The 13,969-nt window shown below is 40.2% G+C and carries 12 protein-coding genes, 2 tRNA genes and 1 pseudogene; 5 read left to right on the top strand and 10 right to left on the bottom strand.

All coding sequences use genetic code 11. From position 1 onward, the window contains the following. Window positions 1-140: 140 nt before the first annotated feature. From Q0192_RS11805 to Q0192_RS11775, 7 genes and pseudogenes are all read right to left on the bottom strand, one after another. Window positions 141-1,201, bottom strand: a pseudogene (locus tag Q0192_RS11805) (DUF932 domain-containing protein). Between the two features lie 54 nt (window positions 1,202-1,255). After that, window positions 1,256-1,444 carry a hypothetical protein gene (locus Q0192_RS11800; RefSeq protein WP_299289682.1) on the bottom strand — a complete coding sequence of 63 codons (189 nt, stop codon included), beginning with the start codon at window positions 1,442-1,444 and terminating at the stop codon, window positions 1,256-1,258. Window positions 1,445-1,733: 289 nt separating this feature from the next. Next, the gene (locus Q0192_RS11795; RefSeq protein ID WP_299289681.1) at window positions 1,734-2,297 is read right to left on the bottom strand and encodes a hypothetical protein; all 564 of its coding nucleotides are present in this window, start codon (window positions 2,295-2,297) and stop codon (window positions 1,734-1,736) included. Window positions 2,298-2,976: 679 nt separating this feature from the next. Further along, the gene (locus Q0192_RS11790; protein ID WP_299289680.1) at window positions 2,977-3,066 is read right to left on the bottom strand and encodes a YWFCY domain-containing protein; all 90 of its coding nucleotides are present in this window, start codon (window positions 3,064-3,066) and stop codon (window positions 2,977-2,979) included. A gap of 25 nt (window positions 3,067-3,091) precedes the next feature. After that, a complete protein-coding gene (locus tag Q0192_RS11785; RefSeq protein WP_299289679.1) occupies window positions 3,092-3,244 on the bottom strand; it encodes a hypothetical protein in 153 nt (50 codons plus the stop codon). A gap of 23 nt (window positions 3,245-3,267) precedes the next feature. Beyond that, window positions 3,268-4,404 carry a relaxase/mobilization nuclease domain-containing protein gene (locus tag Q0192_RS11780; protein WP_299289678.1) on the bottom strand — a complete coding sequence of 379 codons (1,137 nt, stop codon included), beginning with the start codon at window positions 4,402-4,404 and terminating at the stop codon, window positions 3,268-3,270. Beyond that, on the bottom strand, window positions 4,389-4,796 hold the full coding sequence (locus tag Q0192_RS11775; protein WP_299289677.1) for a mobilization protein: 408 nt from the start codon (window positions 4,794-4,796) through the stop codon (window positions 4,389-4,391). The genes Q0192_RS11780 and Q0192_RS11775 overlap by 16 nt, the downstream gene beginning before the upstream one ends. A 720-nt stretch (window positions 4,797-5,516) precedes the next feature. On the opposite strand from Q0192_RS11775, the gene Q0192_RS11770 reads away from it, so the two are divergent. Then, a complete protein-coding gene (locus tag Q0192_RS11770; protein ID WP_299289676.1) occupies window positions 5,517-7,091 on the top strand; it encodes a recombinase family protein in 1,575 nt (524 codons plus the stop codon). 111 nt (window positions 7,092-7,202) lie between these two features. Here the strand turns inward: Q0192_RS11770 and Q0192_RS11765 are convergent. The 3 genes from Q0192_RS11765 to Q0192_RS11755 all read right to left on the bottom strand — a co-directional run bounded on the left by Q0192_RS11765 (window position 7,203) and on the right by Q0192_RS11755 (window position 8,009). Continuing rightward, window positions 7,203-7,287: transfer RNA gene (locus Q0192_RS11765), tRNA-Leu, on the bottom strand. Between the two features lie 95 nt (window positions 7,288-7,382). Next, window positions 7,383-7,455: transfer RNA gene (locus Q0192_RS11760), tRNA-Gly, on the bottom strand. A gap of 68 nt (window positions 7,456-7,523) precedes the next feature. Continuing rightward, window positions 7,524-8,009, bottom strand: a complete 486-nt coding sequence (locus Q0192_RS11755) for a regulatory protein RecX (RefSeq protein ID WP_299289675.1) — start codon at window positions 8,007-8,009, stop codon at window positions 7,524-7,526. A gap of 56 nt (window positions 8,010-8,065) precedes the next feature. Here Q0192_RS11755 and Q0192_RS11750 point away from each other — a divergent pair, with 56 nt between their 5' ends. The 4 genes from Q0192_RS11750 to Q0192_RS11735 all read left to right on the top strand — a co-directional run bounded on the left by Q0192_RS11750 (window position 8,066) and on the right by Q0192_RS11735 (window position 13,883). Beyond that, complete coding sequence (locus Q0192_RS11750; protein ID WP_299289674.1) at window positions 8,066-10,534, top strand: bifunctional UDP-N-acetylmuramoyl-tripeptide:D-alanyl-D-alanine ligase/alanine racemase; 2,469 nt, start codon at window positions 8,066-8,068, stop codon at window positions 10,532-10,534. A 10-nt stretch (window positions 10,535-10,544) separates the two neighbouring features. Beyond that, complete coding sequence (locus Q0192_RS11745) at window positions 10,545-11,141, top strand: DUF502 domain-containing protein (RefSeq protein WP_299289673.1); 597 nt, start codon at window positions 10,545-10,547, stop codon at window positions 11,139-11,141. Between the two features lie 93 nt (window positions 11,142-11,234). Further along, window positions 11,235-13,178, top strand: coding sequence for a redoxin domain-containing protein (locus Q0192_RS11740; protein WP_299289672.1), 1,944 nt, complete (start codon window positions 11,235-11,237; stop codon window positions 13,176-13,178). A 108-nt stretch (window positions 13,179-13,286) separates the two neighbouring features. Beyond that, window positions 13,287-13,883, top strand: coding sequence for a TlpA disulfide reductase family protein (locus tag Q0192_RS11735; protein WP_299289671.1), 597 nt, complete (start codon window positions 13,287-13,289; stop codon window positions 13,881-13,883). Window positions 13,884-13,969: the final 86 nt, after the last annotated feature.

Here is a 13,969-nt window from a genome sequence, read left to right as displayed (position 1 = left end):
TAAAAGGTTACATTCTGCCTTGGGATATACCTCACCGCAGAACTTTGAAAAACAACTAAACAATCAAATTATCGCAGCTTAACCATTTGTCCACTTTTTTGTTGCAAGTCCAAACCTTTATTAATTGGTATATTTCAGTATTAGTTTAGCCTCAAAAAACTACTTCCATGTTTTGCAAAATCAGCACACAGATCAAAAGCAGTCTGTGATTTCTGCATTCCTGCGCCGTACATGATGGATTTAAACTTAGCTTCCCCGTCCTTATAATTCTTGACATTCTGAAAATAGCCGGTAACGGCATTATAAGCACCAAACAAAGTGCCTTTGGTAGTTACTTCCTGTTGTGTCGGGCTTGTTAAAGCGTATTCCATTACAGAACTAACCGTATTGTTAAATATGGAGGAATATTCCTCTTGCTTTTCGCTTTTAGGCTTTTGCGGTACTTCTTTGCCTGGTGCCATTGCGAGTTCGATCAGCCTTTTTACTTCGCGGTCTGTGATTTTGACCCTTGCCCAGTGGTTAAACACTGCTTCCAGTTCTACCGATAACTGCATCGACCTACCCAGTATTTGTTGTGCACCTTTCAGCTTTTCTGCTGCACTTGCCGTATGACGTATCCTGATGCTGTTGCTGCTATTTTTTAAGGCTGCATTTAAGGTGTTCTGGCAAACGATCCGAACAGGCGTAAAAGCGATAGTGATACTGCCCGAACCGTCATGGGAAGTAGTCAGGAATAAATACTGCTCAATCAAGTCATCCCTACCGACTTTTATATAATCAGGCAGTTTCGCCGTAATAAAAATACGCTCACCTTTGCCTAATGCGCCTGCCGTTTCATATAAAATATCCTTTCTGCTGGCGACAATTTCGTCAAAAAACGAAAAAGCGTTTATGTTCTGTACGATCTCGTAATCATTGCCTACTACGCCTAAAACCTGGTCTGTGTCTGCCCGGACGGTTGCAAAATGGTTTGATAGTTCGATATCCGATATTGCCTCGCTATTGTCCCAAAAGTTATTGTTTGCATCGTAGGTAAACAAAGGTCTTTTTCTACCTGGTAGTCTAACCCTGCATGTATGATCGCTTTCTCGCTTGTCGGGTAATCGCTGATAATTTGTCCTAACCCGTGCCATGCTTTTCCTTTAACGGAAAAGAAGCTGTGCTTGCCTTTCTGCTGGTTATAATTTAGATTATGTGCCATGATTGTTTTTTTGATTGTTTTTGATCTGGTTGTTTTTGGTTTATTGACCGCAGCTTAGTGTAGCTCATCATCGTCTAAATGGTCAGTATTCAGTTTGATGATCTCTGTTTCTAATACCTGCACGTTTTTTGTGCTCCCTATAAAATAGGTTGTTTCTGTTTCCAGTTCTTTTACTGCATCCCGGATAGCAGTATGACTGGTCTGGATCACGACTTTAAAGAATAAAAAAATGGTGTCTTTCATTTGATTAGCTGTTGATTGTTTTATTTAACTGCTGGTTGTTATTCGTTATAGAAATTCAAAAAATCACTGAACTCAGTTTGGAATACAGCAGGGCTGTCGCCTGCTAATTGCTGGGCATAGCCGTCCCAAAAGATTTGGCCCTGTCAGTTCGATAAATAATTCTAACATGGTTGTTTTTGTTGTTTTTATTGGTGCTGTGGTTATCGTTATTTTAGAAACTGGGTGAGGTTTAGAATGCTTCCTGAACTGCAAGTACAGGAAGCATTGCTATTTTTGCTATCAATACCACTTATGCAGGAATGATAATGCCAGCTTCTATTTCTGATAGCTTTTCAACACAAAGGATGTTCACATACTGGCTCACTGACCAGATGATAACAGGGTTTTTAGTAATAAACTTCCTCCGGCTGTCGTCCTCGATCATCAAAGTACAACCCTGAAAATGGTTATTGTCTGTATCGTCCCCGTCTTCGATTTGTGCCACTTCAAAAGCTTCCAAAGTGTTAATGGTATCAAGCAGCTTGTCCCTTTGTATTTTCCTGCGGTGCAGTTCTTCCACTAATTTTAAAGTGCCTTCCAGGTTCAATGCAGGTTTCGCAAGTTTGGTTTCTGCTTTTGCCGGTTCTGCATTGGGTTGCTCCGTTGCTTTCAGTTGTTCTGGTTTTGACTGTTCAATTCCGTCTTTTGGTGGTAGCGGTTGCCCAGGTTGTTCTTGCGCGCCATCTTTTTTCACTTCTCCGGCTTTCGCTTCCTCTGGTTTCACGGCTTCTTTATTTACCGGGTTGTTATTGATAAATGCTGCCTCTGCTTTGCCGTTTACGGCTGCGCCGTTTTCTTTTACTTTGGTTTCCATGGGTTTTATGTTTTTAAAATGAATTTGATTTTTGAATCGTAATTGGTTTTGCTTTTTGTGATCGATCGGTCTGTGGTCGTAATCCGCTTTCCAGTTGGTGGTGCCCTGCTTTTTGGTAGTTTCATGGTTCGGTGCTTTTTTGTTTTTGATGCTTTGTTTTTAAGTCCGCTCGCATAGGCTCGCTGGCTTTTTATTAAGCAGCGCACCTGATTAGGCAGGGCACATGGGCAAGGTTTTTGGAAAAAAAATACGCTCTCCGGGACAACCCGCCCGAAGGGCACCACTGAAAAAAGGAGAGGAAGATTATTTTTTCAAAACCCGTAGGGCCCGACCTTGCTCATGTGTCCCTGCTCATCGGAAATTTGCTGTATATAAAAGGCCAGTGGCTACTGAAAAAGCACATTACCAGACGTTATTGCTAGTAGTATTTCTGCTTAAGAAGGTGATTAGAAAAGCGGATTAAATGCGTGTGGCGACGAAGGAGCCTTACGCTTTTCAGCTACCAAAGCGGGAAGCGGTTTACGGAATGGAGCTGTGCGGAATGCAGGAAATGGCTTTTGCCCTTATGTGGTTAAATTTCACTTATAAAAAATTCTTTCGATTATATAACTAAAAAAGGCCTGGATAATTAAATCCACGCCTTTGGTTCAAACAGGTTTACTGGTTTTACGGGCTTTGCTCAAAAATGCACTGCTAAAATAAACAGGCTGATCAGCCTGGTAAAATCAATGATTTTTCTAAGCCCTTGCAGGGCTTCTCCTGTTTGCATGATGTCGCTTTTATTTTATGATGATTTATAAATGCAGTTCCCTTTTCTTCTTCTTTTTATCCTCGGGAATGGTAGGTAAGCTGTCCTCGTCTGTTTTGCCCAGCAGGTTTTCCAGTAACCTTTCCGGTAAGCTTGGCTTCAGGTAGGTTTTTTCCTGTTCCTTTTGAGCCGTTTTCAAGTAGTCCGTTTCTTTTTGTGTTTTCAGATAACTGGTCTGTTGTTTAAGCTTAAGATAAGATGCAGTGGTTTGCTGGTTTGCTGCGGTTGGTGAACAGGCTTATCCTGATTGCTAAACCTTTCGCTGATCGCTTTGGCACTATAGGCTTTGCCCAGGTCACTGCCATTAAAAACTGTTTTGTTTTTGTTGTCGACGAAAGTTACCCCGTAGGTAAGGCCTTGTTCGTTTTGACGAAAAAGAGCATTGATATTTAGGTTAGCCAGTTCTTTTACAAAAGTCTCCTTGGTAATTTGCTGATAAGCAGTAAAAACTTTATCAATGCTGGCTTTTAGGTCTTCCTTGTAAGGTTTTCGCTTTTCTTCGTTTTGTATGAACTTGCTTTCGAGGTTAGGAAGCGTCGGTTTACCATTCAAACTGCTTGCCTTGAAAGGGATACCCATCTTGTTACCCTTTTCATCGATAATCGAATAGATCAAACCTTTCTTTTGGAACATTTGGGTATCCTCTTTGCCTCGGTCTGCTATAACATTAAATTGTTTGAGTATGGCATTCATTTCAGCAAGGGAGGTATATTTATAATCCCGGGTAACAGCAGTAACGACATTGGTGATAGCACGCTTGGTAGGCGTTTTCCCATATTCTGCTTTTTCTATGTTAACCGCTTTTATGGCTATGGCATCTTTCAGTTCCTTTCCTTCGGCTTTAATCAGGCCAAATTCCTTTTCCAGTTCTTTTCTTGCCGGTTCAGAAAGTCTTTTTCCTATGTCGTGCAGGTTGATCCTCGACCCGTCTTCCTGGATATTAGTCGTAACGATATGGATATGGGGATGAGCTGCATCCTCATGTTTGTAAACCAAATAAGGCTGCTCACCGAAACCGATCTTTTCCATATATGAAGCAGCAATTTGTTGCAGCTTGAAATAATCGGGCTGCTCCATGAAATCAAAGTTGAGCATAATATGAACCGAATTGGTTTTTACATGACTATTCAAATCAGTAAGATGTTCAAAGCGCTGAAGCTTTTGGTTAAACCCTAATTGACTGGTTTCCCCTGCAAACCTACTGACCATAATCAGTTCTGCCTTACCTGCCTTCACTTTACTTTCGTTATAGTTGAGCAGGCCTCTTATACTTTTACCGCTGACTATTTTTGCAACCATTTTTCGGCTAACGCTGATACTAATAAAAGCAGCCTGTCCACTTTTGCTTCGACCGGTTTATACTGCTCCAATACTTTTAAGATATAAAAAGCTCTATGGGCTTCTTCCTTTGCACTGTTATACCCTTTGGTGAGCTGGTTGATATTGATGCCTATGGATTTCAGTTCTTTTCGGATACTTGCCAGTTCTTCCATCGGCGCGTTCATCGTAATGTCCTTATAAAAGCAAAGTATCTTTTCACGGGACAATATCTTTCTGGCTACTTCGCCTACAGACTGGCAGTTGCTTTCCGCTACCAGTTTTTCCAGTCGTTTATAAGTAACTTCAGTTACCCTGGTCCTTACCGGGAAGTTCAGTAATTCTTCCCGGGCTTTATATTTTGTCCTGCCCATAATAAGTACATGATAAAAACTAGTGACCGCAAGTTCCGCAGCGGTCACCTACGGACTGAAAGGAGGGCAAGGCCTTTTGTGTGGACAAAAGTACATCTTGCCAAGCACCCGCGTGATTGTAAAACGCCCCCTTAAAGCCCGTGGTTAATGGTTGATTTTATGATTTGATTAATGCTTCAGTTAAAGATTTATTCGGTTCTATTTGCCGTATCCCTGTCGGATTTTCTAACCCTGGTGCTAGTAATAGAGTGTTTTCTGATTGTAGTTTTTAATATCATTGCTAATGGTTTTAACAAGCCAATATGATGCAAATATTGACAGGTATTGGTGAGTATAGGTTTTGGGACAAGGATTGATAGAAGTTACTTGAATTACTATAGTTTAGCTGAATAAAAAGTAAAAGAGAGACTTATAAATAACTTGATTTCAAAAAGAAATTTACAATAAACTACTAAGAATAAGAGGATTAGGTGTAAAAATTGTGCTTGGTATTCGATATACAATTACTTAAATAAGCTTCCCCCAGTTTTGCTTTTTACAAAGCAAAAGAAACCAAATATGCTACCCGAAAAAAGATCGCTTACACCGGAAAAAGCTGTAGAAATTCTGAAAAAGCATAGGACTATTGTCACTATAGAAGAAGCAAAATTAATCTTGGATTTCATGTACAAACTTGGTAAATTGTCGATAGAACAATACGTGAAGCTATAGAATTTAAAAATGATGAAAATTGCAGATTTATACATTAGGGTATCAACAGACGAGCAGGCAGACAAAGGTTATTCTCAAAGAGACCAGAATGAGCAGTTACAGAAATATTGTGAAATTAATGGTATGAAAGTACGAAAGGTATTATTTGAAGATCATTCTGCAAAAACCTTTAATCGTCCGGAGTGGAATAAGTATTTGACTGAGATTCGTAAGAATAAAGGAAGGGGTGCTGACTTAGTTCTTTTTACAAAGTGGGATAGGTTTAGCCGTAATGCAGGAGATGCTTATCAAATGATTTCTACATTAACGAGATTGGGAATTGAACCCCAGGCAGTCGAACAACCTCTTAATTTAGAAATCCCGGAAAACAAAATTATGTTGGCATTTTATTTAGCTGCACCGGAGGTAGAAAATGACCGACGAGCTTTAAACGTAAAACAAGGAATGCGGCGGGCGAGAAAAGAGGGCAGATATATGGGCGTTGCCCCAATAGGATATGATAATAAAACAAGAGAAGATGGTAGTAAATATATTGCGTTTAATCCAATAGAAGCGCCGCAGATGAAATGGATATTTGAAACTATTGCTGAAGGAGTATTTGCGCCTGATCAAATTAGAAAGATGGCTAACGACAGAGGATTTATGATAAGCCGAATGAATTTCTATCGTGAGATTAGAAACCCCGTCTACTGTGGAAAGATAGTCGTAAAGGCTTTTAAAGATGAAGAAGAACAATGGGTAAATGGCTTACATGAGCCATTAATTAAAGAGACTTTATTTCATAAAGTGCAGGATATATTGAATGGTCGTACAAAAGCAATGCGTTTAAATGCTGTAAAAATCAATGAAGGCTTACCGCTACAAAGCTTTTTGGAATGCGCAACTTGTAATAAACAACTTACAGGAAGTGCATCAAAAGGGAAAAAAGGAGGTTATTACTATTATTATCACGCTCAATCAATTTATGGGTGCGGTTGTCGATATAAGGCAGATCATGTCAATAAAGCTGTTCAAGAAGAACTTTTAAAATTTGTACCCTTGCCAGGCATGTCTGAATTATACAAAACAGTTGTACTTGACATTTATAAAACTCATAAAGGAAATACTGTTGACCAAAGGCGTGAAATAGCAGAACAAATTGCAAAGCTCAAGATTAAATTAGCGAACGCAAGGGACCTACTTTTTGACGGAAAACTAGAGGCGGATGATTATGCAATAATGAAAAAAGATTGTGAGCAAAAAATAAAAAGGCTTGAAGATATGCTTTCAGAGGCGAGGGTACTAAAATCTAACACTATCAGTGTAGATAATATGGTTTTAAAAGCAATTGAGGTACTTTCAAGACTCGAAACATTGTATGGAGAGGGAGACGTTTTAACTAAAAGGGCAATACTGGGTTCGATATACCGTGAAAAAATGAGATTTGACGGGAACGAATATCGAACCCAGCGAATGAATGAAGCAGCACTTCTTATATTTCAGATTAACAGCATGTTAAAGCCAAAAAAAAACGGGAAAGAACGTGATTCATTGCGTCTTTCCCGTGCAGTACTCGGGGCGGGAATCGAACCCGCACTCCTTTAACGGGAACCCCGATCTTAATCGGGGCGTGCCTGCCAGTTCTGGCGTTGATGCTGTTCCCTTAAAACAAATTTTTTAAAATAACAAAGCCCAATACTTTGGTATCAGGCTTTGTACTCGGGGCGGGAATCGAACCCGCACTCCTTTAACGGGAACAGGATTTTAAGTCCTGCGTGTCTACCAGTTCCACCACCCGAGCAAGCAATGTTGGTTATTCCTCTAAACTAAATTTCCTCTCTAAAAAAAGTCCCTCTCTTTTGGAGAGGGATTTAGGGTGAGGCTTGTGAGGCTAAGAGCGAAAGACGAGGTTCGAACTCGCGACCTCAACCTTGGCAAGGTTGCGCTCTACCAACTGAGCTACTTTCGCATTGTGGTTGCAAATATATACAGATTCAAAAAAAACACAAGCCTTTGGCAAGCTTTTTTTTCATTTTTTTATAAGTCATTGGCTTTCAAAACTTCAACTACCAAATCGCCTTCGTAGCCTTTGCCATAAGCGTACTGTTTTAGCTGGTAGCTTCTTTTATAAGCATCTTTTTCTTTCAATAAAGCGGCTTTTTTCTCCAGAATGCCTTTTAGCTTTTGCAGGTAATCGTCCAAATCAATTTGCTGTAATGCTTTTTTAATCAAGCCGTCCGGCACCCGTTTCAGTTTTAAAGCCTGTTTAATCTTGATTTTGCCCCAGCCTTTTTGTCTGAATTTCCCTAAAGTGTATGCGTTTGCAAAACGTTCTTCATTCAAAAAATTATTGCTGATGAGTTCCGAGATGATATTTTCTACATCGCGCTGGTGCAAACCAAAAGTGTACAGCTTATCGCGCACTTCCTGCTGCGCGCGTTCCTGGTAAACGCAATATTTCTCGGCTTTCAGCAACGCTGTTTTGGGGTCGAGTATTTTCGGTTTGCTTTCTTCAAAATCCATCAACCCAAAAATCGTTAAAATTCTTCTATTGGCAGAAATATCTTCAAATTCGCGCTATGCCCGGTCGTTATTCCATTCAAAAAATCAGTGAAATTTTAGGTGCTAAAAGAAGCATTGCCCAAGATGTTGCGATTGAACATTTGCTTACTGATAGCCGCCGTATCAGTAACGCCGCCAAATCTTTGTTTTTTGCTTTGGATGGAAAGCGCGACGGCCACAGTTTCATTCCCGAATTATATGCTGCCGGCGTTTTCAATTTTGTGGTGAAGGAAGGTTGTCAAATTCCACAAGAACTAAACAACGCCAATTTTATAGTGGTAAAAGAAGTATTGCCAGCCTTGCAACAATTGGCCGCTTTTCATCGCAGCCAGTTTGATTTGGAAGTGATAGCGATAACCGGAAGCAACGGCAAAACAGTAGTAAAAGAATGGTTGTACCAATTGCTTTCGCTAGATAAAAACGTGGTACGAAGCCCGAAAAGTTACAACTCGCAAACCGGCGTGCCGCTTTCGCTTTGGCAAATTGATGCGCAAAACGAGCTGGGGATTTTTGAAGCCGGGATTTCTTTGCCTGGAGAAATGGAACGGCTGGAAGCGATGATCAAACCAACCATCGGCGTATTAACACATTTTGCCGCCGCACATGATGAAGGTTTTATTAATCGAAACGAGAAGCTGAAGGAGAAATTAAAGCTGTTTAAAAACGTGCATCTGCTGGTTTACAATCAGGACCAGGCGCCGGAAGAGACCGCGCGGGAATTGAACGGGTTGAAGACTTTTACCATCAGCAAAAAATCAAAGCAAGCCGATTTGTTTGTTTTGGAACAGGAAACCTTTATAGGGAAAACCCAAATCAATGCTGTTTTTACCGGCAAAAAATTGGTATGCAGCATTCCATTTACCGATGAAGCTTCGGTAGAAAACGCCCTGCTTTGCTGGGCAACCGCACTGGCTTTAGGCACAAATCCCGAAGTTTTGGGCCGAAGGATGGAAACGCTAAACGCCGTAAGTATGCGGCTGGAACTGAAAAACGGTACGCACAACTGTTCCGTTATTGATGATTCGTACAACTCAGATATCAACTCGTTGGAGATTGCTTTAAACTTTTTAGAGCGGCAAAAACAGCATCCGAAGAAAACCTTAATTCTGTCGGATATTTACCAGTCGGGTTTAAAAAGCGATGAATTGTACAAACAGGTTTCCGCTTTGATTCAACAAAAAAAAATCGACCGGCTGATTGGTGTAGGAGAGGAGATTTCAGAAAACGAACAAGCCTTTCAAATTCAGGAAAAACATTTTTTTCCAAACACAGAATCGTTGTTGAAGGAATTGCCTCAGCTTCAATTTCGAGATGAAACCATTTTGCTAAAAGGTTCGCGGAGTTTTGAGTTTGAACGGATCAGCCGCATTTTATCGCAAAAAACACATGAAACGGTTTTGGAGATTAATTTAAACGCGCTTCAAAACAACCTCAACCATTACAAATCCATTTTAAAACCGGGCGTAAAACTGATGGCGATGGTAAAAGCTTTTTCGTACGGCAGCGGAAGTTTTGAAATTGCAGGCATTTTGCAATTTAACAAAGTGGATTACCTGGCCGTAGCTTATGTAGATGAAGGCGTTGCGCTGCGAAATGCGGGAATTACGCTGCCCATTATGGTTTTAAACCCAGGATTTACGGCTTTTGCAGAATTGGTTCAGCACCAGTTGGAACCGGAGATTTACAGTTTTAACTTGTTAGAACGATATGCTTCTTTTATCGGTCAAAAATCAGTGATTCCTTCTCCCATCCATCTAAAAATTGATACCGGGATGCACCGTTTGGGTTTTGAAACTGACGAAGCGGAACAGCTTTGCCAAGTGCTTAAAAACAACCCGCAATTGCAAGTCAAATCCGTTTTTTCGCATTTGGCGGCCAGCGGTTCTGCAAAACATGATGAATTTACGCGACAACAATTTGCTGCTTTTCAACAAGTTTGCCGGCAAATAGAAACAACTTTGGGTTACGCTTTTATCAAGCACATCGCCAATACTTCGGCTATTTCCCGCTTTCCCGAAATGCAGTTGGATATGGTCCGTCTTGGCATCGGTTTGTACGGAATTGATACTTCGGATGACCAGCAAAGCAATCTTTTGCAGCCTGTTGCCGCTTTAAAAACCAGCATTTCCCAACTTAAAAAAGTAAAAGCAGGCGAAACAATTGGCTACAGTCGGAACGATGAAATGGAAAAAGACGGCCAGATTGCAACCGTTCGCATTGGTTATGCCGATGGTTATTTGCGCGTTTTTGGCAACGGGAACGGTAAAATGCTCATCAACGGAAAATTGGCGCCAACGATCGGCCATATTTCGATGGATATGTGTATGTTGGATGTGAGCGAAATTGAGGTGGAAGAGGACGACGAAGTGATTGTTTTTAACGATCAGCTTCGGATAGAAACGCTGGCCCAACAAGCCGGAACGATTCCATACGAGATCCTCACCAACATTTCCCAACGGGTAAAAAGGGTATATTTTTACGAGTAAAAACAGCAACATGAACCGTATTTTCCGAGCCTTAATCAATTATTTTATCAAAGGTGTTTTGGTGGTTGTGCCCATTGGTGCGGCTATTTTTCTAATTGTTTGGATTGTGGCTTCTGTTGATAAGTCGCTTAACTTGAGTGATTTGATCCTGACCGATGCCAAAACCGGGAAACCAATTTACATTCCCGGTTTGGGGATTTTAACGGTGATCGTGGTGATCATGATCGCCGGTGTTGTTGTAACTTATTTAATTACCGAGCCGATTTACAAGTGGTTTTCGCGCCTGTTCCACCGTTTGCCTTTGTTCAACTTTGTGTATTCTTCGGTAAAAGACCTGACGGAAGCTTTTGTAGGCGATGAAAAAAAGTTTAACGAACCCGTTTTGGTAACGATGGACGAGTTTGGTTTAAAACGCATCGGTTTTGTAACGCACAAAGATTTAAACGTTTTGGGCTTGCCGGATGATGTGGCCGTTTACTTTCCGTTTTCTTATTCGTTCACCGGCCAATTGGTGATTTTGCCAGCCATAAGGGTTAAGCCAATTGATAAAAGCGCTTCGGAGATGATGAAGTTTGTGGTTTCAGGTGGGGTGAGCCATTTGGTGTAAATTTTTATCGGTAAAAGAAGTATTGTTTTCTTTTTAAGTTTTAAATTGTTTATTTTTCCTAAAAAATTAGTTGTTATGAGAAAACTGAAACTTATGCTTGCATTTTCAGGAATCCTGACCATGCAAAACGGGTTTGCACAAAGCGGTGCACACTTAAACCTTTCGGATGCTTACCCAAAAGCAGGGGAAAAGATAGCGGTTACTTATGATCCTTCAGGCACGCCGGTTGATGGTAAAAGCGATTTGAACGCTGCAATTTATTTTTTAGACAACAAAGATTATCCCGTTGCTGACATTGACCTAAAACCGACCGGGAAACTTTTAAAAGGCGATTTTACAATTCCGGCTACGGCAAAAGCTTTTTTTATAAAAATCAGCAAAGATGAGGCGATTGACGATAACAATGGGCAGGGTTATTTATACACAATTTACAAAGGCAACAAGCCGGTTGAAGGCACTTACGCTTCTAAAGCTTTTGTTTTGTTTAGCGGTTTTGGAACAGCGGTTGCAAAAATCAAAACAGACTCAAATGAGGCCTTTTCTTTGTATCAGCAGGAGTTTCAAACTTATCCGCAAAGCGAAAAGGAATATCAGCCTATGTATCTTTCCATGTTGGCTTCGGGTAAAAACCCAGCTTTTGCACCTGTGCTTGATCAAAAATTAAACGCTTTGATGAAAAGCAATAATGAAAAAGATTTGATCTTGGCCAGTAATTTATTGAGAAGAACAAAAAAGGCTTCCGCAGATTCTTTGACTGCTGTTATAAAAGCTAAATTTCCTAATGGAGAACTTGCCAAAAGCGAATTGGCAATGGATTTTAATAAAGAGAAAGATCTGGTTAAAAAAGAAGCATTGTATAATGAATATGTAAAGAAGTATCCTGAAAGCGCAACCGAAAAGAAAACGGTTCAAGATAATTTACGCTTGCAATTGGCAGGTTCTTATTTGCGGGAAGGTAAAATGGATGATTATCACCGCTGGGAAAACCAGATCAAGGATAAATCATATCTTGCTATGGGTTTAAACAACGTTGCCTTTAACTGGGCTAAAAAAGGGGAACATCTGGATGAAGCGGCAAACATCTCAAAACAATCTTTAGATTTAACAAAAGAGAAAATCAATAATCCCGGTTCCCAGCCTTATGCCTCTCCAAAAATGTTGAAAGAAAGGTACCAATCAGCTTATGATATGTACGCTGATACCTATGCTTTTATCCTGCTCAAACAAAACAAACCCAAAGAAGCACTAAGTTATGAGCAGCCCGTTTACGAAAGGTCAAAAGGAAACGCTGTAGATATTAATGAAAATTATACATCAATTTTAAAAGCAGTTGGAGAGGATCAAAAAGCCAGACAAGTAATAGAAACGGCGATTAAAAACGGCAAAAGTTCTGAAAGTATGAATGCTGATTTGAAAGCCATATATGTAAAAGCAAAAGGTTCTGATGCTGGTTACGATCCATATTTTGCTTCTTTAAAAAACGCAGCTTCAATAGCCGCAAGAACTGCTTTAGCCAAAGAAATGATCAACCAACCAGCACCACTTTTTACTTTGAAAGATACCAGCGGAAAAGCAGTTTCACTGGCCGATTTAAAAGGCAAAGTGGTAGTGATTGATTTTTGGGCTACCTGGTGCGGCCCTTGCAAAATGTCTTTTCCGGGGATGCAACTGGCCGTGAACAAATACAAAGACAACCCAAACGTAAAGTTTTTATTTATTGATACTTGGGAAAACGGCGATGATTATTTAACCGGTGTCAAAAAATTTATTGCCGATAACCATTACACTTTCCAGGTTTTATTGGATGAAAAAGGAAGCGATAACCGGCAATCAAAAGTGATCAGCACATTTGGGGTAGAAGGCATCCCGACTAAATTTGTTTTAGATAAAGACGGGAACATTCGCTTTAAAAAAGTAGGTTTTGATGGAAACGCCGAAAGCATCAGAGATGAAGTTTCTGCGATGATTGAAATGGCCGCAAACCCGGAAACCGTTGTTGCAAAAACAGAAAAAACAGACACCGAAAAAGGAAAGTAAAAAATAGGGCATAAAAGAAGCATTGCGGTTTTAGCTGCAATGCTTCTTTTACCGCTTGTTTTTTCTTGACAGATAAATTTTATTCGTAATTTACCTAAAAATAATTTTATGAAAAAAATTGGTTTATTGCTTGCGTTTTCAGGTTTGCTGTCTGCACAATTGTTGTTTGCGCAAAGCACAACGCCGCCAAAGGTTGAATTGATCACAAATCAAGTGGCACCTTCATTCACCCTAAAAGATACCAGCGGAAAAGCAGTTTCCTTGGCTGATTACAAAGGAAAAGTGGTGGTGCTCGATTTTTGGGCTACGTGGTGCGGACCTTGCAAAATGTCTTTCCCGGGAATGCAACAGGCAGTAAACCGGTACAAAGACGACCAAAACGTGGCTTTTTTGTTTATTGACACACGGGAGAAAGTGGAAAATTACCAGCAGTTAGTAGGAGAGTTTTTAGCAACAAATCATTACTCATTTAAAGTTTTGTATGATGATATGAGCATGGACGGAACAAAAAGTAAACTTTATAAAGATTACAAGCTAATTGGTATCCCAACCAAATTTATCATTGACGGTGAAGGAATCGTACGTTTTGAGCGGATAGGTTTTATGCCAGACGAAAACGATCATGAATTAGCAGATGAAGTAGCTGATATGATCGAGAAAGCTAAAAAACCAGCTTCTGATAACGTTTCAGCTAAATCAAAATAAAAAAGAAGTGAGTTGAAAAATTAGGGCATAAAAGAAGCATTGCAGTTAAAAACCGCAATGCTTCTTTTATGCCCTTAAAATTGGTG

Source organism: uncultured Mucilaginibacter sp. (genome assembly GCF_937859865.1).
Classification (GTDB): domain Bacteria; phylum Bacteroidota; class Bacteroidia; order Sphingobacteriales; family Sphingobacteriaceae; genus Mucilaginibacter_A.
The sequence above is the reverse complement of the archived record's forward strand: the minus strand, read 5'-3'. Positions and strand labels throughout refer to the sequence as shown.

Coding starts and splice junctions, on each gene's coding strand:
- Q0192_RS11800 (WP_299289682.1), bottom strand. CDS start 1,444: ATGAAAGACACCATTTTTTTATTCTTTAAAGTCGTGATCCAGACCAGT.
- Q0192_RS11795 (WP_299289681.1), bottom strand. CDS start 2,297: ATGGAAACCAAAGTAAAAGAAAACGGCGCAGCCGTAAACGGCAAAGCA.
- Q0192_RS11790 (WP_299289680.1), bottom strand. CDS start 3,066: ATGCAAACAGGAGAAGCCCTGCAAGGGCTTAGAAAAATCATTGATTTT.
- Q0192_RS11780 (WP_299289678.1), bottom strand. CDS start 4,404: ATGGTTGCAAAAATAGTCAGCGGTAAAAGTATAAGAGGCCTGCTCAAC.
- Q0192_RS11775 (WP_299289677.1), bottom strand. CDS start 4,796: ATGGGCAGGACAAAATATAAAGCCCGGGAAGAATTACTGAACTTCCCG.
- Q0192_RS11770 (WP_299289676.1), top strand. CDS start 5,517: ATGATGAAAATTGCAGATTTATACATTAGGGTATCAACAGACGAGCAG.
- Q0192_RS11755 (WP_299289675.1), bottom strand. CDS start 8,009: ATGGATTTTGAAGAAAGCAAACCGAAAATACTCGACCCCAAAACAGCG.
- Q0192_RS11750 (WP_299289674.1), top strand. CDS start 8,066: ATGCCCGGTCGTTATTCCATTCAAAAAATCAGTGAAATTTTAGGTGCT.
- Q0192_RS11745 (WP_299289673.1), top strand. CDS start 10,545: ATGAACCGTATTTTCCGAGCCTTAATCAATTATTTTATCAAAGGTGTT.
- Q0192_RS11740 (WP_299289672.1), top strand. CDS start 11,235: ATGCTTGCATTTTCAGGAATCCTGACCATGCAAAACGGGTTTGCACAA.
- Q0192_RS11735 (WP_299289671.1), top strand. CDS start 13,287: ATGAAAAAAATTGGTTTATTGCTTGCGTTTTCAGGTTTGCTGTCTGCA.